Origin of the sequence: Lutibacter sp. HS1-25 (genome assembly GCF_004121075.1) — a bacterium.
Lineage (GTDB): Bacteria > Bacteroidota > Bacteroidia > Flavobacteriales > Flavobacteriaceae > Lutibacter.
In genome coordinates, this window is record NZ_RHLN01000023.1 from 25,525 (window position 1) to 50,188 (window position 24,664).

Sequence of the window (24,664 nt, forward strand, 5' to 3'; positions counted from 1 at the left end):
TTGCGGCTTTTTTTATGATTTTTTTCAAGGTTTTTATTTTCTTTTTTGACCTCTTGTTTTTGGTTTTTTGTATTTTTTAGCAATTTCTCTTCGGTAAGATCCACCTAAATTAACGCGCTTATTTTTTTCTTTTTTCTCATGAAAAGCAGGTCCACTTGGTTCAGCTATAGTTCGTTTTACAACTTTTTCGGGTTCAACTTTTGGCATTTCTTCATCAATTAATTGAGATGAAATTTCAATTTCTTTAGGAATATCTAATACTTCAATTTCTCGATTCATTAGGAATTCAATTTCTCCTAAATATTCAGCCTCTTCTTCAGTAAAAAATGAAATAGCAACACCTTCTTGTTCAGCTCTTCCGGTTCTACCAATCCTATGAATATAGTTTTCAGGTTCCTTAGGTATGTCAAAATTAATAACGTGGCTTACATCTGTTAAATCTAGTCCACGTGCAATAATATCGGTAGCAATAAGTATGTTAAAAGTTCCTTTTTCAAAGTTTTTAACAGATCGTAAGCGGTAATTTTGTGTTTTGTTAGAGTGAATTACATTTGCTTGTTCAGGTAATAAAATTTCTAATTCTTCAAATAAAATATTGGCTTGTTTTTTATTTTTTACAAATACCAAAACTTTGCTAAATGTTTCTTTGTCTTTAAGCAAGTCTACCAATACATTTAGTTTTGTGTAAAAATTGGGTACAGGGTAGGCCAACTGTTTAATGGTGTCTAATGGACTTCCGCTGGCGGCAATTTCTATTTTTTTAGGAGATTTAAAAAATTGATCTAGTATTGCGTTTACATCGTTTGTTAAAGTTGCCGAAAACATGATGCTTTGACGATTTTTTGGTAATAAATCAAGTAAAGTAATTAGTTGTGGTCTAAAACCAAGATTCATCATTTCATCAACTTCATCAATTACTAATTTTTGAATAAATTTTAGTTTTAAAATACCATCCAATGCCAAATCTAACAATCGACCAGGTGTGGCAACCAAAATATCCTGACCTTCGTAAACCAATTGTTTTTGTTTGTTTAGGTTTGTACCACCGTAAACTCCTGCAAATCTAACATTGATATAAGGAGTTAAACTTTCAATTTCAGAAACAACTTGAACCACCAATTCTCGGGTTGGCACAATAATTAATATACGTGGATGTTTTTGGGTTGAAAATGTTAACTGACGTAAAATAGGTAATAGGTAGGCAAAAGTTTTTCCGGTTCCGGTTTGTGCAATACCCACTAAATCTTTTCCACTCATAATTTCAGGAAAAGCTTTTTCTTGAATAGGAGTAGGTGTAGTAAAACCCATTTCATCAAGTGCATCTAACAAAAATCGGTTTAAGTTTAAATCGGAAAAATTCATTATGTGTAGTTTTTTGCAAAGATAAGCTTTAAAAAGCGAATCTCTTTTGAAAATTAATTTTCAAAAATAATCAATCTGTTTTCAATTGTTACTTTTGAAAAATTAAATTCTTCTTTTAGCCATTCAAAAGTATTTTTATGGTAAAAAAATACGTGCGTATCATCGTCTTTATAGTACCAATTTTCAAAATCAATTGTTTCAATGTATGGATCTGTCATAAAATACATTTTTCCATTTGGTTTTAACAATGATTTTAATAATTTAAATTCTTTATAAGGATAATGAAAATGTTCTATTACTTCACAGCATACAATGTAATCAAATGTTGTATTTAAAGCTTCAATATTATTGTCAAAAAAAGGATCGTAGGTGTTTATTCTAAAATTTTGATCTCTAAGTAATTTTGTAATTACAGGTCCAGTTCCGCAACCAAAATCAAGGCCAATGTGGTTTGGCTTAAAGTCGGATAGTACATTTTTAACAATTGGATTTACAAAATTTTGATAGCGTACATCATTAACATCGTTGTTATGGTTTTGATAACGATTTATTTCTTTTTCTGTTGAAGGGTAAAAAAGTGGACTCATTCCTATTGCAAAGCAATTATTACATTTGTAATATTCGCGTTTTTTTGATTGGAATGTTAACGACACACTTGAGTTACAAAGTGAACATTTCATTTAGAAGCAATTTTATTGTAGATTAAAATATAGTAACAAATAGGTTTATTTATTAGTGATAATAAATATAGAACAACCAATTTAATAAACAAAACGGGTCTGTTTATTTTATATTAACTGCTTAAATAAATAAAATTATATAGAAACTAAACTCTTTAAATTATTGATGGTTGCAGTTGGATTTTCACTTTTAAAAACAAAACTACCTGCAACAAAAGCATCAACACCTGCTTCAAGTAATTTTTCAATATTTTGATCAGTTACACCACCATCAACTTCAATTAAAGTTTCAGCTTCAGCAAATTCAATCAATGCTTTTAATTGCTGTACTTTTTTATAAGTATTTTCAATAAAGCTTTGACCGCCAAATCCTGGGTTTACACTCATAATTAAAACTACATCTATATCATTTATAACATCTTCTAAAACAGCAATAGGTGTATGTGGGTTTAAAGACACACCAGCTTTCATACCAGCAGCTTTTATAGCTTGAAGTGTTCTATGTAAATGCGTGCAGGCTTCATAATGTACCGTTAAAATGTCGGCACCTACTTTTTTGAAATCCTCAATATATCTATCAGGATCAACAATCATTAAATGAACATCCATTGTTTTTGTTGCGTGCTTTTTAATTGCACTTATAACTGGCATTCCAAAAGAAATGTTTGGTACAAAAACTCCATCCATAACATCAATATGAAACCAGTCTGCATTGCTGTTATTTACCATTTCAATGTCACGTTGTAGGTTAGCAAAATCGGCAGCTAACATAGAAGGAGCTATATATTTAGTCATTTTTGATTGTTTTTTTGCAAAAGTAAGATTAAAAAAAGAAAAACGCTCGAAATTTCGAGCGTTTTTTATTCAGTATCAAAAAAGTAACACGGTTATTAACCTAAATAAGTTTTTAATATTTTACTTCTTGAAGTATGTTTTAAGCGTCTGATTGCTTTTTCTTTAATTTGACGAACACGTTCGCGTGTTAAATCAAAAGTTTCACCAATTTCTTCTAAAGTCATTGGATGTGTATCACCCAAACCAAAGTACAATTGAACAACATCAGCTTCTCTTGGAGTTAATGTTTCTAAAGCGCGCTCAATTTCAACTTTTAATGATTCGTGTAATAAAGCTCTGTCTGGATTTGGAGATTCACCAGTATTTAATACATCGTATAAATTAGAATCTTCACCTTCAATTAAAGGAGCATCCATAGATACGTGACGACCAGAGTTTTTCATAGACTCTTTAACATCGTTCACGGTCATGTCTAATTTTTTTGCAATTTCTTCAGCAGAAGGAGGTCTTTCATTCTCTTGCTCTAAAAAAGCATACATTTTATTGATTTTGTTGATAGAACCAATTTTGTTTAAAGGCAAACGTACAATACGAGATTGTTCAGCCAATGCCTGTAAAATTGATTGGCGAATCCACCAAACAGCGTAAGATATAAATTTAAAACCACGAGTTTCATCAAAACGTTTTGCGGCTTTAATCAATCCTAAATTTCCTTCATTAATTAAATCGGGTAATGTTAAACCTTGATTTTGGTATTGTTTTGCTACAGAAACCACAAAACGCAAGTTAGCTTTTGTTAATCTCTCCAAAGCAACTTGATCTCCTGCTTTAATACGTTGAGCTAATTCTACCTCCATTTCGGCAGTAATTAAATCAACTTTTCCTATTTCTTGTAAATACTTGTCTAGTGATGCAGTTTCTCTGTTGGTAACCTGCTTGGTAATTTTTAGTTGTCTCATTTAAAGGCTAAATAATTTTAGGTGCGTTATAAGTGTACATTATAGTATACGTAGGTTTTCTAAAAATGTTACAAAAATGATTGATAAATGTGAATTATTAACATCTTTTAACAAAAATGATTCTTTTTTAAGGTGAAATGTTAATTAAATGTAGTTTTTATTTCAGGAAGATGTATTGTTATATTTTCTATTATTTAGTATGTTTTTTTACTTTTGAAGTAATTTAAAATTGCAGAAGTGCTTTTATTTTATCATCAGAAACATATTTATGAAGTGTTTCTCTTCCTGGTAAAAAGGTTAAATCCATAATAAAATTAAATCCTGCAATTTCTGCACCGCATTTTAAAATAATTTCTGCTGCAGCTCCTGCAGTTCCTCCGGTAGCTAATAAATCGTCGTGTATTAAAACGCGATCTCCTGGTTGTATCAAACCATCCTGAATTTGAATTTCATCTAAACCGTATTCTTTTTCAAAAGTTTGAGTTATTACTTTTCCGGGTAATTTTCCAGGTTTTCGGGCTAAAATCATAGGTGATTTTGCAGTTTTAGCTAAATCAAAACCAAATAAAAATCCACGTGCATCAAAACATAAAATTTTATTGAATAAAAATTCGTTTTGTGTGTTTTTAGGAAGTAATTCTTTTAAATAAAAAGATGTTACTGCGGCAAGTTCTGGATTTACTAAAATACTTTGAATATCTTTAAAATTCACCCCTTTTTGTGGCCAATCTTTAAAAGTTTTAATTTCTTTTTTTAGCACGTTTCGGCATTCTTCAATCGTTGTAATATTATTGATATTCATAAGGGAAGATACTTTTTTCAAAAATAATTAAAATGAATTTAATAAAGGTTAAATAAATAAGAAAGTCGTTTATAAAAAAAACCACCTAATAAAAATTAAGTGGTTTTTAAAATTGTTATTTGTAATTAGATTACATCATACCTGGCATTCCACCACCCATTGGAGGCATTCCTGCAGGGCTATCTTCTTTAATTTCAATTAAGGTACAAGCCGTAGTTAAAATCATACCAGCTACAGAAGCCGCGTTTTCAAGTGCAATTCTAGTTACTTTTGTAGGGTCAATAATACCTGCTTTTAACATATTTGTGTACTCATCAGTTTTAGCATTGTAACCAAAATCTCCGCTACCTTCAATTACTTTTGCTACAACTACAGATCCTTCTCCACCTGCATTTTGAACAATTTGACGTAAAGGTTCTTCAATAGCTCTTGCTAAAATTTTAACACCAGTTAATTCGTCTAAATTATCAGTTGTAATGGTTTTTAAAACTTCAATAGTTCTTACCAAAGCAACACCACCACCTGCAACAATACCTTCTTCAACTGCAGCACGAGTTGCGTGTAAAGCATCGTCAACTCTGTCTTTTTTCTCTTTCATTTCAACTTCACTTGGAGCGCCAACATATAGAACAGCAACACCACCAGCTAATTTAGCCAAACGTTCTTGTAGTTTTTCTTTGTCGTAGTCTGAAGTTGTAGTTTCAATTTGAGATTTTATTTGGCTTACTCTAGCTTTAATCTCTTCAACATTACCAGCACCATTTACAATTGTTGTATTGTCTTTATCGATAGTAATTCTTTCAGCACTACCTAACATATCAATAGTTGTTTTTTCTAAAGTAAGTCCTCTTTCTTCAGAAATTACAGTACCACCAGTTAATACGGCAATATCTTCTAACATTGCTTTTCTTCTGTCACCAAATCCTGGAGCTTTTACAGCAGCAATTTTTAAAGCGCCACGTAACTTGTTCATTACCAAAGTAGCTAAAGCTTCACCTTCAACATCTTCAGCAATAATTAACAATGGTCTTGCGCTTTGTGCAACTGGTTCTAAAATTGGTAATAAATCTTTAAGGTTTGTTATTTTCTTTTCGAATAACAAAATATAAGGATTCTCTAAATCAGCTAGCATTTTTTCAGCATTTGTAACAAAATAAGGAGAAAGATATCCTCTGTCAAACTGCATACCTTCAACAATATCAACATAAGTTGTAGTTCCTTTAGCTTCTTCAACAGTGATTACACCTTCTTTACCAACTTTTTCAAAAGCTTTAGAGATTAAATCTCCTATGGTATCGTCATTATTTGCTGAGATAGAAGCAACTTGCTTTATTTTATCTGAATTATTTCCAACTTCTTGAGATTGTTCTCTTAAGTTTGCAACAATAGTTTCAACGGCTTTATCAATACCACGTTTTAAATCTAATGGGTTTGCACCAGCGGCAACGTTTTTTAAACCTTCTTTTACAATTGCTTGTGCTAAAACAGTAGCAGTTGTAGTTCCGTCACCAGCTAAATCGTTGGTTTTAGAAGCTACTTCTTTTACCATTTGCGCTCCCATATTTTCTAGAGCATCCTCTAATTCAATTTCTTTTGCAACTGTAACACCATCTTTAGTAATTACAGGTCCACCAAATGATTTACCAATAACAACATTTCGACCTTTTGGTCCTAAGGTTACTTTTACTGCGTTTGCCAAAGCATCAACACCGCGTTTTAATCCGTCACGCGCTTCAATATCAAAAATTATATTTTTTGCCATTTTATTCTATTTTAAGTTTTAAGTTTTTAGTAATAAGTTTTACGTTTTTTGTAAAAACTTAAATAAATTAATTTTTAATTAGTTGTTAAAAGCTACTATTTAAACAATTGCTAAAATATCGCTTTCTCTCATTATTAAATATTCGGTTCCTTCTAAAACAAGTTCAGTACCAGCATATTTTCCATATAAAACGGTATCACCAACTTTTACAGTCATTGGTTCGTCTTTTGTTCCATTACCAACGGCTAATACTGTTCCTTTTTGTTGTTTTTCTTTTGCTGAATCAGGTATGATAAGTCCTGATGCTGTTGTAGTTTCTGCTGGAAGAGGTTCTACTAAAACTCTATCTGCTAATGGTTTAATATTTAATTTACTCATTTTATAATTAGTTTAAAATTATTAATTCTTTGAATTAACTTCCCAAAAGTGTGCCAATTAATTAAAACTGACAAATGTGCTTTTTATTGAAATTTTGAAATAAAAAAAATGCCAACGTGTCACTCACATTGGCATTTTTTTTATTTTTTTTGAAAAATTACTCAGCAGGTTGTTCTTCTTGAGAAGCAGGTTGCTCTGCTACTGGAGCTTGTAAATCTTGCCCTTCGCGATTTTCAATAGTATTTTCTATTTCAGAACTGTTGCTAACAGCTGTTTGTGTTGGTGCTGCAAAATTTGATAATAAAATTAAAGCAAGTAACACTATTGAAAGTGTCCAAGTACTTTTATCTAAAAAATTGGTTGTGTTTTGTACGCCACCTAATGATTGGGTTCCACCACCTCCAAATGATGAAGACAATCCTCCTCCTTTAGGATTTTGCACCATAATAACTAAGATTAGCAAAAATGCTACAATCATAATTAGTACTAAGAATAATGTATATGTCATGATTTATTATTTTGTAAAATTTTTATTGCTTTTATTCGGTCTGCAAAGAAACTACTTTTTTCTGGATATTTCAAACTTAAAATGTGGTAAGCTTTTATAGCACTTTCATATTTTTGTTGCTCTAGGTAAACTTTAGCCAAAGTTTCGGTCATTAGACTTTCATTTTCGGTTTCTAGATCTATTTTAATTGGTTGAATTACAGTGCTTTTGTTTAAAGGGTTTATTTTTGGGTTTGATTCAATAAAGCGATCAATTAAACTGAATTTTTCTTCAATTTTAGTTGATTTTTCAATTATTTCTTCTGGAACAATATCTCTTTTTATTGTTTTTTTTGATATTAATTGCATCCATTCATTAAATGAATGTGGTTCAGTAATGTTAAATTTTAAAGGTTTTCCTATTTCTAAAATTTCAGAAGCAACTTTGTCTAGTGCATTTTCAACAGATTCAATTTCAGCAGGTATAGCAGTTGTTGATGTATCGTCTAAAGTGTTATTTGAGAATGTATCCAATATTTTTTTATGGAGAATTTCAATAATTTCAGGTTCTATAACTTCAATTTCTTCTAAAATTTCGACAGTAGCTTTTGAGTTATTTATAAAATTTTGAGAAGTTATAAATTCAAAAAGTACTTTTCTGTCGATTGTATATGCAGCAGTTTTTTTTAAGGCATGGTTGTATTTAAAACTGTTGGTTAGGTTAAGCCCTTTTAGTTGTAAAGCTCTTGCAGATTGAAAATAAGGGTATTCATTAATTATTTCTTCAAGTTGATTTGTTTGAAAGGAATCTACCTTTTTTGGATTTTGTAATAAATATGTATAATCTTCCTTATTCATTTGTTTTACCATTTAGCTAATGAAGCATTAAAAATATCTTGTGTAATTCTTTCTAAAATTTCATCATAAGCATCGCTTAGCAAAGTTCCGGTTAACGATTCGTTGGCTGGGAAATCGTAATAGAATGAAAATGAGCGTTCAAAATTATCTTCTTCTTGTTTGTTGTTGTAAAAACGAACATTAACTGTAATTGTAATTCGGTTTTGAGCTGCTGTTTGTTCAGCAGTTGCTGTCATAGGACTAATTTTATAACCTGTAATTTCGCCTTCATAGAGTAAATCTCCTCCCGATTTTACCATTTCTAGATTTGTTTGTGTTAAAAATAAATCTTGTAAAGATGTTGTAAAAATGGTGCTTAAAGTTGGTTCTACCAAAGTTGCATTGTTTGGAAAAAAGTCAACCTGAATTGTTTTTACATTTGGATTTATGTTGGTGCCAGTAAAAGAGTAAATTCCACAACTTTGTATGGTAATTACGGCTAAAAATATAAAGATAAAGTTGAATTTTTTCATTTAAAATAGTTCCTGTTTTTGTAAAAGTAACAATTTAATTCAAAGTAATTGAATTGAATTATAAATCGAATTGTTTTATTTTTCGGTACAATGTTCTTTCTGAGATTCCCAATTCTTTTGCTGCCAATTTTCGTTTTCCACTGTTGCGTTCCAATGATTTTTTTATCAATTCAATTTCTTTATCCTGAATAGATAAACTTTCGTCTGCATCAATGGTTTCAGCAAATTCATAATCTTCATCAGAATTGTTAAAAGGTTCGTTATATCTAACAACTTCAACTTGGCTTTGTTTTGGTAATTCGCTAGGTTTTTCGTCGTAAATTTTTTGAATTAACTGTTGATTTTCTTCTTTGATTTTTACAGGGTTTTCACCTTTCATTAAGTCTAGTGTCAACTTTTTTAAATCGTTAATGTCATTACGCATATCAAATAAAATTTTATACATAATTTCACGTTCAGATGAAAAGTCGCTGGTTGATTTATAGCCATCAATTACCAAAGGCAGGTTTGTGCCTTTGCTAGGAAGGTACTGCATTAATTTATTGGCTGCAATAATTCTGTTTTCTTCAACTACCGATATTTGTTCGGCAATATTTTTAATTTGACGAATATTTCCTGGAAACCCGTAGTTTTCCAAAATTTTCACAGCATCGTCATCCAATCGTATGGTTGGCATTTTATATTTTTGCGCAAAATCTGCTGCAAATTTTCTAAAAAGTAAATGAATATCACCTTTTCTTTCACGAAGTGGTGGTAAAAAAATTTCAATGGTACTTAAACGGTAATATAAGTCTTCTCTAAATTTACCTTTTGCAATAGAGTCGTGCATGTTTATATTGGTAGCAGCTACAATACGTGCATTTGTTTTTTGTACTTGTGAAGAACCAACTTTCATAAATTCTCCATTTTCTAAAACACGTAACAATCTAACTTGGGTAGTTAGTGGTAATTCACCAACTTCATCTAAAAAAATGGTACCACCATCAGCTTCTTCAAAATAACCTTTTCGGGTAGTGGTAGCTCCTGTAAAAGATCCTTTTTCATGACCAAATAGTTCACTGTCAATGGTTCCTTCAGGAATAGCACCACAGTTTACAGCAATGTATTTTGCATGTTTTCTGTGTGATAAATGATGAATTATTTTTGGAATACTTTCTTTACCAACACCACTTTCACCAGTTACCAATACCGAAATATCAGTTGGCGCTACTCTTATTGCCTTTTCAATAGCACGATTTAATAATAAATCGTTTCCAATAATTTCAAAGCGTTGTTTTATAACTTGTAATGATTCCATAGTTTAAATCTTTTTTCCTAATAGCGTTGCAGAAGTACAGTTTTCAACAAAAACATTTACAAAATCACCTACTTTTTCATCACCTTTAGGAAATACAACAGTTACATTTTCTGAGTTTCTACCTTTCCAATGTTTGTCAGATTTTTTTGAAGAACCTTCAATTAAAACTTCAACAGTTTTTCCTAAAAACCTTTCCGTATTGTACAAGCTATATTTTTGTTGTAATTGAATAATTTCGTTTAAACGTCTTTTTTTAACTTCTAAAGGAACATCGTCTGGCATTTTTTTAGCAGCAGGAGTTCCAGGTCTTTCAGAATAAGCAAACATAAAACCAAAATCGTATTTTACATATTCAATTAGACTCAATGTTTCTTGGTGTTCTTCTTCTGTTTCACCACAAAAACCTGTAATAATATCTTGTGAAATAGAACAGCCAGGAAGAATTCTTTTAATATTGTCTACCAATTCTATATATTCTTCGCGCGTGTGTTGGCGGTTCATACGTTTTAAAACAGCAGTACTACCTGATTGTACAGGTAAATGAATGTATTTACAAATGTTTTCGTGTTTTGCCATGGTGTAAATAACATCTAAACTCATGTCTTGAGGGTTTGATGTTGAAAAACGAAAACGAGTTTTAGGGAATTCTGTTGCCGCTAAATCTAACAATTGCGCAAAATCTACTGCAGTTGCTTGTGCAATTTCAGAAGCATTTTTAAAATCTTTTTTCAATCCGCCACCATACCATAAATAACTATCAACATTTTGACCTAACAAAGTTATTTCTTTGTAATTGTTATCTACAAGTTGTTTAATCTCTTCAAGTATACTTTTAGGTTCGCGGCTTCTTTCTCTTCCGCGGGTAAATGGCACCACGCAAAATGTACACATATTATCGCATCCACGGGTAATAGATACAAATGCAGAAACGCCATTGCTATTTAAACGCACTGGCGATACGTCTCCGTAAGTTTCTTCTTTCGATAAAATTACGTTTACAGCATCTCTTCCTTCGCTTACTTCTGCCAATAAATTTGGTAAATCTCTATAAGCATCTGGTCCAACTACCAAATCAACTATTTTTTCTTCTTCTAAAAATTTAGCTTTCAAGCGTTCGGCCATACAGCCTAAAACGCCTACTTTCATAGTTGGGTTTATTTTTTTTACAGCATTGTATTTTTCTAAACGCTTGCGAATAGTTTGTTCTGCTTTTTCTCTAATTGAACAAGTATTAACCAAAACCAAATCGGCTTCTTCTAATAAATGTGTAGTGTTGTAACCTTGTTCAGACAGTATAGATGCTACAATTTCACTGTCATTTAAATTCATTGAGCAACCGTAACTTTCTATGTACAGTTTTTTATTGTTGCCTTCTATTTTAGTAGTTAAAAGTGCTTGTCCCTGATTTTTTTCGTCTATAACTTTCTCGCTCCCCATTTTTTAATATTTGGATTGCAAATATATAACCAAATATTTAAAATTTATGACAAATTGGCAGAATATTTTAATTGCCTCATAGGATGCTTTTATTTTATAAAAAATGATTTTAAAATTTAGAAATTAGGAATCGTGCAGTTTGATTTTTAATATTTAGAAATTATTTATTTATAGTAAAAAAGTGATTTTCAAGTTTGTTGCCAAATTGATACTATAATAAGGTATAGAAAAAATATTTTTATTAAGATTTTTCTAAAATTATATTTATAATTAAAGAAGCCAAGTTAAATCATTTTATATGTTTAAAACAATGCAATTTAATTGTTAAGCGCATTTAATTTGAACAAAATTTTATTGAAAATCAGTCGTTATTAAGTCCTTTTAATTTTATTTTTATGGCAAAAACCCAGTAAATACAAGGGGTTTGGTGTGTTATTTTTTTATTTGAAACTTATTTAAACTTTACATTTAAAAAAATCTATATACTTTTGCAGTCAAAATTCTAAATAAAAGCTTTTCATATTAAAAGAAATGAAAATGAAATTATTTAAGGTTTTGTAAAAGTAATATTAAAATTATGGCGAAAAATTTAGTAATAGTTGAGTCACCTGCTAAAGCAAAAACAATTGAAAAATTTTTAGGTAAAGATTTTCAAGTTGAATCAAGTTTTGGGCACATAGCAGACTTACCTTCAAAAGAGATAGGAATTAATGTTGATGGTGATTTTATGCCAAATTACAAAGTGCCTTCAGATAAAAAGGCATTGGTAAAAAAATTAAAGGAATTATCTAGTAAAGCTGATACAGTTTGGTTAGCATCCGATGAGGATCGAGAGGGAGAAGCCATTTCTTGGCATTTATTTGAGCAGTTAAAGTTAAAGGAAGCAAATACCAAACGTATAGTTTTTCATGAAATTACTCAAAAAGCAATTTTAAAGGCTGTTGAAAATCCACGTTCAATAGACTATAATTTAGTAAATGCACAGCAAGCACGAAGAGTTTTAGATAGATTGGTTGGTTACGAACTTTCACCTGTATTGTGGAGAAAAGTAAAAGGAGGCTTATCTGCTGGTAGAGTGCAATCTGTGGCAGTACGTTTAATAGTTGAAAGAGAACGTGAAATTCAAAACTTTGTGCCACAAGCGTCATATAAAGTTGTTGCTGAATTTTTAAGTGAAGAAGGAAAAAAGTTTAAAGCAAGCATTCCAAAAAACTTTGATACAAAAGAAGAAGCACAAGAATTTTTAAAGTCTTCATTAGGTGCTCAATTTAAGGTAGATGATTTACAAAAAAAACCTGCTAAAAAGTCTCCAGCAGCACCATTTACAACTTCAACATTACAACAAGAAGCTTCCCGTAAATTAGGTTTTCCGGTAGCAAAAACAATGATGGTTGCTCAGCGTTTATATGAAGCGGGGTTAATTACTTATATGAGAACAGATAGTGTAAACCTGTCTGATGATGCCAAGGAAGATACGCAACAAGAAATTATAGCTTCTTATGGAAAGGAGTATAGTAAACCAAGAAATTACAATACAAAATCAAAAGGAGCGCAAGAAGCACACGAGGCAATTAGACCAACATCTATGAGTCAGCATACTATTTCGGTTGATTTTGATCAAAATAGATTGTACGATTTAATTTGGAAACGTACCATTGCATCTCAAATGAGTAGTGCACAGGTAGAGCGTACCAATGTTCGAATTGTAAATAATAATAATGATAGCGTTTTTACTGCCAACGGTGAAATGATCAAATTTGAAGGTTTCTTAAAAGTTTATTTAGAAGGAAACGACAATGATGAAGATGAAGAACAAGCAGGAATGTTGCCAAAATTAGCTGTAAATGAAATTTTAAAAAACAAATATATTACAGCAACCGAACGCTATACAAAAGGACCTTACCGTTTTACGGAAGCTTCATTGGTTAAAAGTTTGGAAGAATTAGGTATAGGACGACCATCAACTTATGCACCAACAATTTCTACAATTCAAAAAAGAGAGTATGTGCAAAAAGGTACAATTGAAGGTGAAGATAGAAATTATACAGAGTTAAAATTAAAAGGTAAAGAAATTACTTCAAAAATCTTAACCGAAAAAGTAGGTTCTGATAAAGGAAAATTGGTTCCAACAGATATTGGAAATATTGTAAACGACTTTTTGGTTGAAAATTTCTCTAATATCTTAGACTTTGGTTTTACGGCTAAAGTAGAATCTGAATTTGATGATATTGCTGAAGGAAAGGAAGATTGGATAAAAATGATTAAAGATTTTTATAAAAAATTTCATCCAAATGTTGAGCATGTAGCAGAAAATGCCGACCGAGCAAAAGGTGAACGTTTATTAGGTGTAGATCCTGAAAGTGGTAAAAATGTATACGCTCGTTTAGGTAGATTTGGAGCAATGGTTCAAATTGGTGAGGCAACTGATGAAGAAAAACCAAAATTTGCAAGTTTACAAGGTGATCAAAATTTAACAACCATTACTTATGAAGAAGCAATGGACTTGTTTAAACTTCCTAAAATAGTTGGAAATTACGAGAAAAATGAAGTAGAAGTGGCTGTTGGTCGTTTTGGACCTTATGTTAAATATGATGGCATGTATATTTCTATTCCAAAAGATGAAAATGCAATGGAAGTAGATTTAAAAAGAGCTATTGAATTAATTGAAGAGAAACGAAAAGCAGATGCGCCTATAGCATTTTATGAAGATATGCCTGTTCAAAAAGGTGTTGGACGTTTTGGGCCATTTTTAAAATGGAACAATATTTTTATCAACGTAAATAAAAAATACGATTTTGATAATTTATCTAAAGCAAATATTGAAGAATTGATTGAAGATAAAAAAAGAAAAGATATTGAAAAAGTAATTCATAATTGGGAAGAAGAAGGTATTAGAGTTGAAAAAGCTCGTTGGGGAAGGTCTGTTATTTTGAAAGGAAAAATGAAAATTGAATTGGATAAAACCATAGACGCTTCGGCTTTAACGCTTAAAGAAGTGAATGAATATATTGAAAAAAACACACCAAAAAAGAAAACAACTAAACGTAAAACAACTAAAAAATAAAATTTTGGCTATATTGCAAGCTAAAATTGAAAAAAAGAAAATCCTAAAATGAATTTTGAATACCTATTACCTGTTGACGACTCATTGATAGCTCACGCTAAAATGCAGCCTAGCCATTGTTTTGGCCAACAAATTAAGATTCATTCACTAAAACATGGTTTCCCTGTTTTGGATACAATAAAAATTGCAATTGTAGGTGTTCAAGAAAGTCGTGCAGCTATAGGAAATGAAGGTACAGGTGATAATATTGATGCTATAAGAGAAGAGTTGTACAAGTTGTTTCCAGGAAACTGGCCAATAAATGTTGCAGATTTAGGGACAATTCAGCAAGGAAATTCAATAGAAGATACCTATTTTGCGTTAAAAGAATTGTTGTCATATTTACTAAAAAGAGGAATAATACCTGTTGTAATAGGTGGAGGACAAGATTTAACATATTCTAATTACAGAGCTTATGATGCACTTGAGCAAACTGTAAATCTTGTATCGGTTGATAGTAAATTTGATTTGGGAGCTATTGAAGATGATTTATCATCAAAATCTTATTTAAGTAAAATTGTGATGAATCAGCCAGCAAATTTGTTTAATTTTTGCAATATTGGCTATCAAACTTATTTTAATTCCCAAGAAGAAATAGAATTGTTGGACAGTTTGTTTTTTGAAGCATATAGGTTGGGCGAAATTTCAAATTCAATTCAAGTAGTAGAACCTATATTAAGAGATGCTGATATTGTAAGTGTAGATATGTCTTCAGTAAAAAACGCTGATGCTCCTGCCAATAAACAAGGATCTCCAAATGGTTTTTCAGGTGCCGAAATTTGTGCAATTGCACGCTATGCGGGTATTAGCGATAAAGTTTCATCCTTCGGAATTTATGAATACAATTCAATGTTTGATATAAAAAATCAAACAGCTCAACTAATATCACAAATGATTTGGTATTTTATTGAAGGTGTAAATTACAGAGCCAATGACTATCCGTTTGGGTTAAAAGATAATTACCAAAAATTCATAGTTCCAATAGACGATCAATTGTTGAATTTCCATAAAAGTAATAAAAGTGGAAGATGGTGGATGGAAATAGTTGTTAATGAAAATAATAAAAATAGTAGACATACGTTAATACCTTGTACATATCAAGATTATATTAGTGCTACAAATCAAGAAATTCCAGATAGGTGGTTTCGAACACTTAAAAAAATTGTGTAAAAAAAAGTTTTAAAATACTAAAATTTGATTTTTATTGTTTTTAAAACAGTTTAAATTAAGTATTGTTTTTTTAAATAATTAGTAATAGGTTTGCGTAAATAGATTAAGAAAGTTATTATGAAGAAAATATCGTTGTATATTTTATTATCCTTATTAATATATAGCTGCGGTTCTAATGATCAAGGAGAATTAGTCGGTGTAAATACAAAGAGTGAATGGCACTCAAAAAAACCACTAGGAATGGTTTTTATTCCAGGAGGTTCATTTACCATGGGAAGGCAGGATGAAGATGTTTCGGGAGCTTTAAATTCGCCAACTCGTACTGTAACAGTTCGTCCATTTTATATGGATGAAACAGAAATAACAAACTCAGAGTACAAGCAGTTTGTTTTTTGGGTACGTGATTCTATAGTTAGAACAAAGTTAGCAGAGCTTTCAGAATTAATGTCTGATGAAACAAATCCAATATTGGAAGATTATCAATTTAAAAATATTGATACAGCCAATATGACTCCTTACGAAAAATACATGATGAATAATTATGGAAGTTTGGGAGATATTAACTCACCTTTACAAGGTAAATCTTTAAATTGGAGTGAAGAACTAATTTGGAATACAGCTGATTTTCCTGACGAATATTATTCTGAGGTAATGGACTCTATGTACGTATCTATTGAAAATAGTTTTGATGGAAAACGTATTATTGATACAAAAAAATTAGTGTTTAACTACACATGGTTTGACACCGAAGCGGCTGCTAGAGAAAAAGGAGAAAGAAAAGATTATATCAAAGCACAGCCTGTGCCTGTTTACCCAGATACCACTGTTTGGATTAAAGATTTCAACTATTCTTACAACGATCCAATGCATCAAGATTATTTTTATCACCAAGCTTACGCAGATTATCCTGTTGTAGGTGTTAATTGGATGCAAGCAAAAGCTTTTTGTGGATGGAGAACTAAAACAAAAAACGATTATTTAAAATCAAAGAAAAACGCTACAACGGTTCCTTATTTTAGACTTGCTACTGAAGCTGAGTGGGAATACGCCGCTCGTGGTGGTTTGGAATTTGCAAAATACCCTTGGGGTGGTCCATACACAACAAGCGATAGAGGTTGCTTTTTAGCAAACTTTAAGCCTGTAAGAGGTGATTATGCTGTTGATGGAGCACTTTATACTATGGAAGCAAAATCATACAATCCTAATGATTATGGTCTGTATAATATGTCTGGAAATGTTTCAGAATGGACAAATACCTCATACAATGTTGCTTCTTATTACATTGGTTCAACAATGAATCCTAATGTTGAAATAAATAAGAATTATAAAAAAGTAATACGAGGAGGATCTTGGAAAGATGTAGCTTACTATTTAGAAGTAAGTACTAGAGATTACGAATATAGCGATTCTGCAAGAAGCTATATTGGATTTAGAACTGTTCAAGATTTCCTAGGTACTAATTTAAAATAAATATAACCCCTTAAACTAACTTAAAAAAACCTTAAAAATTATGGCACAATCACTGAATAAGAAAAAATTTTTTAATTACGCATATGGTATAGGAGCCGCAGTTGTAATTGTTGGTGCATTATTTAAAATTCAACACTGGCCTTTTGGTAGTGAAATGTTAACAATTGGTATGGCTGTTGAAGCATTGGTTTTCTTTTTATCTGCTTTTGAATCTGTTGATGAAGATTTGGATTGGAGTTTGGTTTACCCAGAATTAGCAAAAGGTCAAGATAGAGATCAAGATAGAAAAGAAGCTAAAGAAGCTCAAGGTTTGTTATCAAAAAAATTAGATGCAATGTTAACTGAAGCTCAAATAGATGCTGATTTGATACAAAGCTTAGGAGAAAGTATTAAAAACTTTAAAGGTGCTGCTGATAATATGGCACCAGCAGTTAATTCTATTTCTGCTACAAATAAATATAGTGAGCAATTATCTTTGGCTGCAATACAAATGGAGTCATTAAATAGCTTGTATAAATTACAACTTGAAAGCACAGGAAAACAAGCTGAGATTAACGAACAAGTTGTTGTAAATGCTCAAAAGTTAAAAGAACAAATGGAGTCTATGACAAATAACTTGTCATCATTAAACAGTGTTTATGGTGGAATGTTATCTGCAATGTCAACGAAAAACTAAAAATTAGTTTATTGTTTAAAACTAAATTATTAACAAAAAAAACTAATTAACATGGCTGGAGGTAAATTATCACCAAGGCAGAAAATGATCAATTTAATGTACTTAGTTTTCATTGCAATGATTGCGATGCAAATGTCTAAGCAAGTATTATCTGCATTTGGGTACATGAATGAAAAATTAACTGACAATAATGAATTATTATCAAAAAGTAACCTTGCAAAATATAACAATTTAAAAACTAAAGCGGCTGAACAACCTGATAAATATGCTGATAAATTTCTTCAAGTTGAAAAATTAAAAGATTTATCTGTTGACTTTACAACTTATTTAGATTCGCTTAAAGTAACTTTTTTAGAAGGAGTTGATGATGCTAAGGATTATGAATCAATGGACAAAACAAGTACTGTTGATGAATACTTTTTTATTGGAGACAAAATCACAAAAAATGGGCAATTGTTTTTAGATCATATTGCTACTTATAGAGATGGTTGTATTGGTATTATTGGAGCAAATAATCCATTAGCGCAAGGTGTTGCAAATAGATTTGATACATCAGTACAAAAAACTAGAGATGGTAAAGATCAACCTTGGTTGAAAAATAGATTTGAAGGATTTCCATTAATTTCAACATTAACTGCTTTAACATCTTTACAAACAGATATTAAAATTACAAATGCTGAGGTTTACAATGCAATTTTAGGAGGCCAGTTAGAAGAAGATGCTGGAATATCTGGAAATACTTATAGAACAATTTTGATTCCTGAAAAATCAGCTTTTTTCCAAGGAGAAAACTTCAAAGGTAAAATTGTATTAGGAAGATATGATGCAACATTAAAACCTTCAGAGGTAATTGTAAATGGAAATAAGGTTACTACTTTTAAAGATGGAGGTGTAGAGTTAAACTTCCCTGCAGGAGCTGTTGGAGAGAGAGATGTAAAAGGTAAATTTGTTTTTATCCAAGATGGAAAACCTGTTGAGATTCCAATTTCTAGCTCTTATGCCGTTATTCCTAAACCAAATAGTGCTGTAATTTCAGCTGATAAAATGAATGTTGTTTATATGGGTGTTGACAATCCAATGACGATTTCAATTCCTGGAATTTCAGACGATAAAGTAAAAGCAACAGCTAACGGATTAACTAAAATTGCAGGAGTTGGTAAATATGTTATGAAACCAACTTCGGGTAAAGAAGTTACGATCAATGTTTCTGGTGTGTTGCCTGATGGTCAAACAGTTACAAATTCTCAAGTTTTCAGAATTAAAGGTATACCTTCACCTAGTGGAACCATTAGAAAAGAAGCTGGATATGTTAAAATGCAAAAAACCAGTTTAGAAAAAGCTACTGTTGGTGCAGAATTAATGGATTTTGATTTTGACTTGTCTTTAAATACAATTGGATTTACAATTAAAGTACCAGGTCAATCTGCTGTGGTTGTTAATGGAGATAAAATGGATGATCAAGCTAAAAAAGCGATAGCAAAATCTAAAAGAGGTGATGTAATTACAATATTTGACATTAAATCTGCGTTAAAAGGAAACAGTACATATAAAATTAAACCAGCTGCTGCAGTTAGTATTGAAATTGAATAATTAGAAATTTATATGATGAATAAGAATAATATTGGAATTTTTGTTTTAACATTTGTGTTGTTACTAGCTAACAATACTTTTGCACAGTCAAATTTGTTAAATGCCAAAGTACCTTCTGATATTGGTAAAAAAACAGCTGAACAACAAGTCGTTGATTATGAAAAACCATTAGAATATGGTTATATTGACGATAGAGATATTGTTTGGTCTAAGGTAGTTTGGGAATACATTGATTTGAATGAAAGAATTAATTTACCATTATATTATCCAGTAGATACTGTTAATGTAGCTATGGACAGACGTTCATTATACGATACTTTGTTAAGAGGAATTAAAAGTGGTGAGATAACTGAGGTATATGATGACTCTTATTTTACTGCTAAAATGACTCGAAATGAGATTTTTAAAAAACTTCAAAAAATTGATACTACCGATGCTGGTTTTGATGCTTTAAACGAGGGTTCTACTAATATTGAAGAATATATTGATAGAATTAATTTAACTTCTCAAGATATTCAAGGTTTTAAAGTTAAAGGTTTATGGTATTTTGATAAACGTCAAGGTGAATTGAAATATAGAATTTTAGCATTGGCTCCTGTAGCTCCAGATGTGCAAACAATGGGTAGCGACGATTTTGAGGGTGAAGAATCTGAAAAATTGGCTATGTTTTGGGTGTGGTTTCCTGATGCTAGAGAAGTATTGCATAAAATGAAAGCTTTCAATCAGAAGAATTCATCAACTCCAATTTCATTTGATCATATTTTAAATGCCAGAAGATTTAGCTCTCTTATTTACAGGGTAGAAAATTTATATGGTAACAGAGATGTGTCTCAATATGTTAAGGGAAATGCTTTGTTCCAGGTATTAGAGTCTAATAAAATTAAAGACGAAATTCGCAATAAAGAAATTGATATGTGGAATTACTAATGTAATTTTGCTTTAAATTTTAAAAAACTCTTGCAATTGCAAGAGTTTTTTATTTATACTCCATAATTTTAAGAATATGAAAGTAGATTATATTGTAGTTGGTTTGGGTTTGGCAGGTATTGCTTTTACTAAAAAATTAGAAGACAATAATAAATCCTTTTTAGTATTTGAAGATCATTCTCAAAATTCTTCAATAGTAGCAGGAGGTATGTACAATCCAGTTATTTTAAAACGATTTACACCTGTTTGGAGCGCAACTAGCCAATTGGAAATTGCATTGCCGTTTTATGAAGAATTGTCTAATAAATTCAATAGTAAATACGATTATAAAGTTGATATTTATAGGATTTTTAAATCTATTGAAGAGCAAAATGATTGGTTTGTAGCCAGTGATAAATCATTGCTTTCAAATTACATGGTACCACAAATTGTCAATCAAAAATATCATGGAATTAAAGCTGAATATGGCTATGGGAAATTATTCAATACAGGTAGGGTTGATACAAAATTACTGTTAAACAATTACCACCAGTATTTACTAAACAAAGGCTTGATTAAAAACGAAAGTTTTAATTACAACGCTTTAACTTTAAATGAAGATACTGTTGAATATCAAGGAATACATGCTTCTAAAATTGTTTTTTGTGAAGGTTTTGGACTTCAAAAAAATCCGTTTTTTAATTATCTACCAATGCAAGAGGCAAAAGGCGAGTTGTTAATTATTCATGCACCAGCATTGAATGTTGATTTTTTAATTAAAGCAGCTGTTTTTGTACTTCCTTTAGGTGAAAATTTATATAAAGTGGGTGCCACTTTTAATTGGAAAGACAAAACCAAATTACCTTCAGAAGAAGGAAAACAAGAATTAATTGATAAGTTGAATTCATTTATTACAGTTCCGTATACAATTGTTGAGCATATTGCAGGTATTCGTCCAACGGTTAAAGACAGAAGGCCATTGGTTGGTAAACATCCAAAACATCAAAATATGGCAATTTTAAATGGTTTAGGAACACGTGGAGTTATGATTGCTCCAACAGCAGCAATAGCTTTGTATGATTTGTTAGAGCACAATATTGAATTGGATCCAGAAATTGCTATAGATCGTTTTCAATAGATTTTTTTGTAGTTGGGTCGTATTTTATAAACAAATTAATCCAAATAATTCTAGAGAGTCTTATTGTTACAGGAGCTGTTAAAACAAGCATCACAACAATAGGAAAAAAACTTTCTAAGAGGGTGAAGTTGAAAAATAAAGTAACAATTGCAAAAGTTATAATTCCAATTCCAACAGTTAAACCATAATTAACATACATAGCACCATAAAAAAACGAAGGTTCCATCATATATTTAAATCCACATTTCGAACAACTCTCGTGCATATTAAATGCTTTGTGTAATTTAAAAATGTTTTTTTCAACCATAAAATCACCTTCATGGCATTTTGGGCATTTATTAAAAAGGATACTGTATAGTTTGTCGCCTTTTTTAAACATATTTTTTAAATTTTCTTTTTTGTAAAACGGTTATTTAAAAAACTTTAATTGAGTACCCAACTTTTTTGTAGTAAGTTTGTAGCCAATTTTGTAATTAGTACAAATTTACATTTAATTAAATAACAGCAATGCTTAACGTACACAATTTATCGGTTTCTTTTGCCGGTTCTGACTTGTTTTCAGAAATAACTTTTAAGTTAAATAAAGGCGATAGAATAGGATTAATAGGAAAAAATGGAGCAGGAAAATCAACGCTTTTAAAAGTTATTTCAAAAGACATAGAAAGTACCACAGGTACTATGGCATTTGATAAAGACGTTCGAATTGGTTTTTTGCGTCAGGATATTGACTTTGTTGAAGGAAGAACTATTTTGGAAGAAGCTTATCAGGCTTTTGAAGAAATTAAAATATTAGAAGCAAAAATTGACCATATCAATCACGAATTAGTTGAAAGAACTGATTATGAAAGTGAATATTATCACGATTTGATGGTTAATTTAAACGAATATTCTCATAGATATGAATTGTTGGGTGGTTATAACTATCAAGGAAATACCGAGAAAATTTTACAAGGTTTGGGTTTTCAAAGAGAAGATTTTGATAAATTAACCGACACTTTTTCTGGAGGTTGGCGTATGCGTATTGAATTGGCTAAATTACTACTTCAAGACAACGATATTTTATTGCTTGATGAGCCTACCAACCACTTGGATATTGAGTCTATTATTTGGTTAGAAAACTTTTTAAAATCGTATGCAGGTGCTATTGTGTTGGTGTCGCATGATAAAATGTTTTTAGACAATGTTACCAATAGAACTATTGAAATTTCATTAGGAAAAATTTACGATTACAAAAAACCATATTCAGAATTTTTATTGCTTCGTGGTGAAATAAAAGAAAAACAGTTACAAGCGCAGAAAAATCAAGAAAAGGAAATAAAAGCTACACAACAGTTAATTGATAAGTTTAGAGCCAAAGCCAATAAGGCTACAATGGCTCAATCTTTAATTAAAAAGTTAGATAAAGTTGAGCGAATTGAAGTTGATAACGATGACAATGCCGTTATGAATATTCGTTTTCAAGTTTCAAAAGAACCAGGTAAAATTGTTGTTGAAGCTGAGAATTTATCTAAAAATTATGGCGACAAGCATGTACTTGAAAATGTAAATTTACTTATTGAAAGAAATAGTAAAATTGCATTTGTTGGACAAAACGGACAAGGAAAATCTACTTTAGCAAAGATCTTGGTTGGTGAAATTCCACATGGTGGTCATTTAAAATTAGGACACAACGTTCAAATAGGATATTTTGCTCAAAATCAATCTGAATATTTAGAACCAGAGCAAACAGTATTGGAAATTATGGAAAATGCTGCTACCGATGGCAATAGAGCAAGGGTTAGAGATATGTTGGGTTCTTTTTTGTTTGGAGGTGATGCTGTAGATAAAAAAGCAAAAATGTTATCGGGTGGAGAGCGTAATAGGTTGGCATTGTGTAAGTTGTTGCTAATGCCGTTTAATGTGTTGGTAATGGATGAGCCAACAAACCATTTAGATATTGCTTCAAAAAATGTATTGAAACAAGCGCTTAAACAATTTGAAGGAACGCTTATTTTAGTTTCGCATGACAGGGATTTCTTACAAGGTTTGGCATCAACTGTTTACGGATTTAAAGACAAAGTGATTAAAGAATATTTAGGTGATATCGATTTTTTCTTAGAACAACATCAAATTGAAAACCTACGTGAAGCAGAAAAGAGAACAGTTGTTGCTAAAACAGTTGATCCCGTAAAAAAAGAAGTTGTTCAGTTATCTAAAGTTGATGATAAAGAAGTCAAAAAAATGAAAAACCAATTGTCTAAATTGGAAGTTCAAATTGATGATTTGGAAAAAAATATTTTAGAAATGGATGAAGCTTTAGAAAAAGATTATGAAGCAACAGCTTCAAATCCTAATTTTTTTGAAAATTACAAGAACATTAAAAGTAATATTGAAAAGTTGATGGATGAATGGGCTATATTGGAAGAAAAAATTGAAAATTGTTCTTAAAAAATAAACATAGCAGTATTGAACAAATTCACTTTTCTGAAATTTCAGACAAAGAAATATTTTTATTTATTAAGCGTGAAGACGCATTGCATCCTTTTATTTCGGGAAACAAATATCGAAAATTAAAATACAATTTAGTTGAAGCTTTCAATCAAAAAAAACACACATTAGTAACATTTGGCGGTGCATTTTCAAACCATATTGCTGCAGGAGCAGCAGCAGGTTTTGAGTATGGTTTTAAAACTATTGGTGTGATTAGAGGTCACGAATTGGCTTATAATTTAGATGAAGTACTTCAAACAAATCCAACTTTAAAATTTGCTTCACAACATAATATGCAATTTCATTTTGTAACCAGAAGCGAATATAGAGAAAAAACTTCAGCAACATTTATTGAAAATCTACAACAAAAATTTGGAGATTTTTATTTAATTCCTGAAGGTGGTACCAACATTTTTGCTGTAAAAGGATGTGAAGAAATTTTAACTGAAAATGATGATCAATACGATATTATTTGTTCAGCTATTGGAACTGGAGGAACTATTTCGGGGATTATCAATTCAACAAAAAAAAATCAGGAAGTTATTGGTTTTCCTTCTTTAAAAGGAGATTTCTTAGAAAATGAAATTAAAAAATATATTTCCGAAGAAAAAAAATGGCATATAAATACCCAATATCATTTTGGAGGTTATGCAAAAATTTCGGAAGAATTAATTACTTTTATCAACAAATTTAAAAGTGAAACTGGGATTCCTTTAGATCCGGTTTATACAGGAAAAATGATGTTTGGTATTGTTGATTTAATTAAAAACGATTATTTTAAAAAAGGCAGAAAAATTCTGGCAATTCACACCGG

22 protein-coding genes are annotated in these 24,664 nt (G+C 30.7%); 9 read left to right on the forward strand and 13 right to left on the reverse strand.

Going from position 1 to position 24,664, the window contains the following annotated elements; all coding sequences use genetic code 11:
- Positions 1 to 33: 33 nt before the first annotated feature.
- From EC396_RS09650 to miaB, 12 genes are all read right to left on the reverse strand, one after another.
- Entirely contained in the window at positions 34 to 1,362 is a 1,329-nt protein-coding gene (locus tag EC396_RS09650) for a DEAD/DEAH box helicase (RefSeq protein ID WP_129366500.1), read from the reverse strand.
- A 53-nt stretch (positions 1,363 to 1,415) separates the two neighbouring features.
- Positions 1,416 to 2,042 carry a class I SAM-dependent methyltransferase gene (locus EC396_RS09655; RefSeq protein ID WP_129366501.1) on the reverse strand — a complete coding sequence of 209 codons (627 nt, stop codon included), beginning with the start codon at positions 2,040 to 2,042 and terminating at the stop codon, positions 1,416 to 1,418.
- A 135-nt stretch (positions 2,043 to 2,177) separates the two neighbouring features.
- Positions 2,178 to 2,837, reverse strand: coding sequence for a ribulose-phosphate 3-epimerase (gene rpe / locus EC396_RS09660; protein ID WP_129366502.1), 660 nt, complete (start codon positions 2,835 to 2,837; stop codon positions 2,178 to 2,180).
- A gap of 95 nt (positions 2,838 to 2,932) precedes the next feature.
- On the reverse strand, positions 2,933 to 3,796 hold the full coding sequence (locus tag EC396_RS09665) for an RNA polymerase sigma factor RpoD/SigA (RefSeq protein ID WP_089381060.1): 864 nt from the start codon (positions 3,794 to 3,796) through the stop codon (positions 2,933 to 2,935).
- 223 nt (positions 3,797 to 4,019) lie between these two features.
- Positions 4,020 to 4,598 carry an adenine phosphoribosyltransferase gene (locus EC396_RS09670; RefSeq protein ID WP_129366503.1) on the reverse strand — a complete coding sequence of 193 codons (579 nt, stop codon included), beginning with the start codon at positions 4,596 to 4,598 and terminating at the stop codon, positions 4,020 to 4,022.
- Positions 4,599 to 4,728: 130 nt separating this feature from the next.
- Complete coding sequence (gene groL, locus EC396_RS09675; RefSeq protein WP_129366504.1) at positions 4,729 to 6,360, reverse strand: chaperonin GroEL; 1,632 nt, start codon at positions 6,358 to 6,360, stop codon at positions 4,729 to 4,731.
- Positions 6,361 to 6,459: 99 nt separating this feature from the next.
- Positions 6,460 to 6,738, reverse strand: coding sequence for a co-chaperone GroES (gene groES, locus EC396_RS09680; protein WP_129366505.1), 279 nt, complete (start codon positions 6,736 to 6,738; stop codon positions 6,460 to 6,462).
- A gap of 157 nt (positions 6,739 to 6,895) precedes the next feature.
- On the reverse strand, positions 6,896 to 7,246 hold the full coding sequence (secG, locus tag EC396_RS09685; RefSeq protein ID WP_129366506.1) for a preprotein translocase subunit SecG: 351 nt from the start codon (positions 7,244 to 7,246) through the stop codon (positions 6,896 to 6,898).
- On the reverse strand, positions 7,243 to 8,082 hold the full coding sequence (locus EC396_RS09690) for a hypothetical protein (protein WP_129366507.1): 840 nt from the start codon (positions 8,080 to 8,082) through the stop codon (positions 7,243 to 7,245). The genes secG and EC396_RS09690 overlap by 4 nt, the downstream gene beginning before the upstream one ends.
- Before the next feature lie 5 nt (positions 8,083 to 8,087).
- The gene (locus tag EC396_RS09695) at positions 8,088 to 8,594 is read right to left on the reverse strand and encodes an LptE family protein (protein ID WP_129366508.1); all 507 of its coding nucleotides are present in this window, start codon (positions 8,592 to 8,594) and stop codon (positions 8,088 to 8,090) included.
- A 58-nt stretch (positions 8,595 to 8,652) separates the two neighbouring features.
- A complete protein-coding gene (locus EC396_RS09700) occupies positions 8,653 to 9,891 on the reverse strand; it encodes a sigma 54-interacting transcriptional regulator (RefSeq protein ID WP_129366509.1) in 1,239 nt (412 codons plus the stop codon).
- Between the two features lie 3 nt (positions 9,892 to 9,894).
- Complete coding sequence (gene miaB, locus EC396_RS09705) at positions 9,895 to 11,328, reverse strand: tRNA (N6-isopentenyl adenosine(37)-C2)-methylthiotransferase MiaB (protein ID WP_129366510.1); 1,434 nt, start codon at positions 11,326 to 11,328, stop codon at positions 9,895 to 9,897.
- Positions 11,329 to 11,905: 577 nt separating this feature from the next.
- Here miaB and topA point away from each other — a divergent pair.
- The 7 genes from topA (at position 11,906) to EC396_RS09740 (ending at position 21,381) form a co-directional block, all read left to right on the forward strand.
- A complete protein-coding gene (topA, locus tag EC396_RS09710) occupies positions 11,906 to 14,392 on the forward strand; it encodes a type I DNA topoisomerase (protein WP_129366511.1) in 2,487 nt (828 codons plus the stop codon).
- A 48-nt stretch (positions 14,393 to 14,440) separates the two neighbouring features.
- Positions 14,441 to 15,601: a formimidoylglutamase gene (locus tag EC396_RS09715; protein ID WP_129366512.1), complete on the forward strand. Its 1,161-nt coding sequence runs from the start codon at positions 14,441 to 14,443 to the stop codon at positions 15,599 to 15,601.
- A gap of 117 nt (positions 15,602 to 15,718) precedes the next feature.
- Entirely contained in the window at positions 15,719 to 17,071 is a 1,353-nt protein-coding gene (gene gldK / locus EC396_RS09720; RefSeq protein ID WP_129366513.1) for a gliding motility lipoprotein GldK, read from the forward strand.
- Between the two features lie 40 nt (positions 17,072 to 17,111).
- Entirely contained in the window at positions 17,112 to 17,747 is a 636-nt protein-coding gene (gldL, locus tag EC396_RS09725) for a gliding motility protein GldL (protein WP_129366514.1), read from the forward strand.
- Positions 17,748 to 17,798: 51 nt separating this feature from the next.
- On the forward strand, positions 17,799 to 19,337 hold the full coding sequence (gldM, locus tag EC396_RS09730; protein ID WP_129366515.1) for a gliding motility protein GldM: 1,539 nt from the start codon (positions 17,799 to 17,801) through the stop codon (positions 19,335 to 19,337).
- Between the two features lie 15 nt (positions 19,338 to 19,352).
- Positions 19,353 to 20,264, forward strand: coding sequence for a gliding motility protein GldN (gene gldN / locus EC396_RS09735; protein WP_129366516.1), 912 nt, complete (start codon positions 19,353 to 19,355; stop codon positions 20,262 to 20,264).
- A gap of 76 nt (positions 20,265 to 20,340) precedes the next feature.
- Complete coding sequence (locus EC396_RS09740; protein WP_129366517.1) at positions 20,341 to 21,381, forward strand: FAD-binding oxidoreductase; 1,041 nt, start codon at positions 20,341 to 20,343, stop codon at positions 21,379 to 21,381.
- On the opposite strand, the gene EC396_RS09745 is transcribed toward EC396_RS09740, so the two are convergent.
- Positions 21,362 to 21,760, reverse strand: a complete 399-nt coding sequence (locus tag EC396_RS09745) for a DUF983 domain-containing protein (RefSeq protein ID WP_129366518.1) — start codon at positions 21,758 to 21,760, stop codon at positions 21,362 to 21,364. The genes EC396_RS09740 and EC396_RS09745 overlap by 20 nt on opposite strands.
- Before the next feature lie 128 nt (positions 21,761 to 21,888).
- Here EC396_RS09745 and EC396_RS09750 point away from each other — a divergent pair, with 128 nt between their 5' ends.
- Together EC396_RS09750 and EC396_RS09755 are read left to right on the forward strand one after the other, a co-directional pair.
- On the forward strand, positions 21,889 to 23,808 hold the full coding sequence (locus EC396_RS09750; protein ID WP_129366519.1) for an ABC-F family ATP-binding cassette domain-containing protein: 1,920 nt from the start codon (positions 21,889 to 21,891) through the stop codon (positions 23,806 to 23,808).
- Positions 23,799 to 24,664 (forward strand): 1-aminocyclopropane-1-carboxylate deaminase/D-cysteine desulfhydrase (locus EC396_RS09755; protein ID WP_240665678.1); only part of this gene is annotated, 866 nt, incomplete at its 3' end. The genes EC396_RS09750 and EC396_RS09755, both read left to right, overlap by 10 nt.

Bases quoted from the DNA above. Each gene is read 5' to 3' on its own strand.
- EC396_RS09650 (WP_129366500.1), bottom strand. From the start codon at position 1,362: ATGAATTTTTCCGATTTAAACTTAAACCGATTTTTGTTAGATGCACTT.
- EC396_RS09655 (WP_129366501.1), bottom strand. From the start codon at position 2,042: ATGAAATGTTCACTTTGTAACTCAAGTGTGTCGTTAACATTCCAATCA.
- rpe (WP_129366502.1), bottom strand. From the start codon at position 2,837: ATGACTAAATATATAGCTCCTTCTATGTTAGCTGCCGATTTTGCTAAC.
- EC396_RS09665 (WP_089381060.1), bottom strand. From the start codon at position 3,796: ATGAGACAACTAAAAATTACCAAGCAGGTTACCAACAGAGAAACTGCA.
- EC396_RS09670 (WP_129366503.1), bottom strand. From the start codon at position 4,598: ATGAATATCAATAATATTACAACGATTGAAGAATGCCGAAACGTGCTA.
- groL (WP_129366504.1), bottom strand. From the start codon at position 6,360: ATGGCAAAAAATATAATTTTTGATATTGAAGCGCGTGACGGATTAAAA.
- groES (WP_129366505.1), bottom strand. From the start codon at position 6,738: ATGAGTAAATTAAATATTAAACCATTAGCAGATAGAGTTTTAGTAGAA.
- secG (WP_129366506.1), bottom strand. From the start codon at position 7,246: ATGACATATACATTATTCTTAGTACTAATTATGATTGTAGCATTTTTG.
- EC396_RS09690 (WP_129366507.1), bottom strand. From the start codon at position 8,082: ATGAATAAGGAAGATTATACATATTTATTACAAAATCCAAAAAAGGTA.
- EC396_RS09695 (WP_129366508.1), bottom strand. From the start codon at position 8,594: ATGAAAAAATTCAACTTTATCTTTATATTTTTAGCCGTAATTACCATA.
- EC396_RS09700 (WP_129366509.1), bottom strand. From the start codon at position 9,891: ATGGAATCATTACAAGTTATAAAACAACGCTTTGAAATTATTGGAAAC.
- miaB (WP_129366510.1), bottom strand. From the start codon at position 11,328: ATGGGGAGCGAGAAAGTTATAGACGAAAAAAATCAGGGACAAGCACTT.
- topA (WP_129366511.1), top strand. From the start codon at position 11,906: ATGGCGAAAAATTTAGTAATAGTTGAGTCACCTGCTAAAGCAAAAACA.
- EC396_RS09715 (WP_129366512.1), top strand. From the start codon at position 14,441: ATGAATTTTGAATACCTATTACCTGTTGACGACTCATTGATAGCTCAC.
- gldK (WP_129366513.1), top strand. From the start codon at position 15,719: ATGAAGAAAATATCGTTGTATATTTTATTATCCTTATTAATATATAGC.
- gldL (WP_129366514.1), top strand. From the start codon at position 17,112: ATGGCACAATCACTGAATAAGAAAAAATTTTTTAATTACGCATATGGT.
- gldM (WP_129366515.1), top strand. From the start codon at position 17,799: ATGGCTGGAGGTAAATTATCACCAAGGCAGAAAATGATCAATTTAATG.
- gldN (WP_129366516.1), top strand. From the start codon at position 19,353: ATGAATAAGAATAATATTGGAATTTTTGTTTTAACATTTGTGTTGTTA.
- EC396_RS09740 (WP_129366517.1), top strand. From the start codon at position 20,341: ATGAAAGTAGATTATATTGTAGTTGGTTTGGGTTTGGCAGGTATTGCT.
- EC396_RS09745 (WP_129366518.1), bottom strand. From the start codon at position 21,760: ATGTTTAAAAAAGGCGACAAACTATACAGTATCCTTTTTAATAAATGC.
- EC396_RS09750 (WP_129366519.1), top strand. From the start codon at position 21,889: ATGCTTAACGTACACAATTTATCGGTTTCTTTTGCCGGTTCTGACTTG.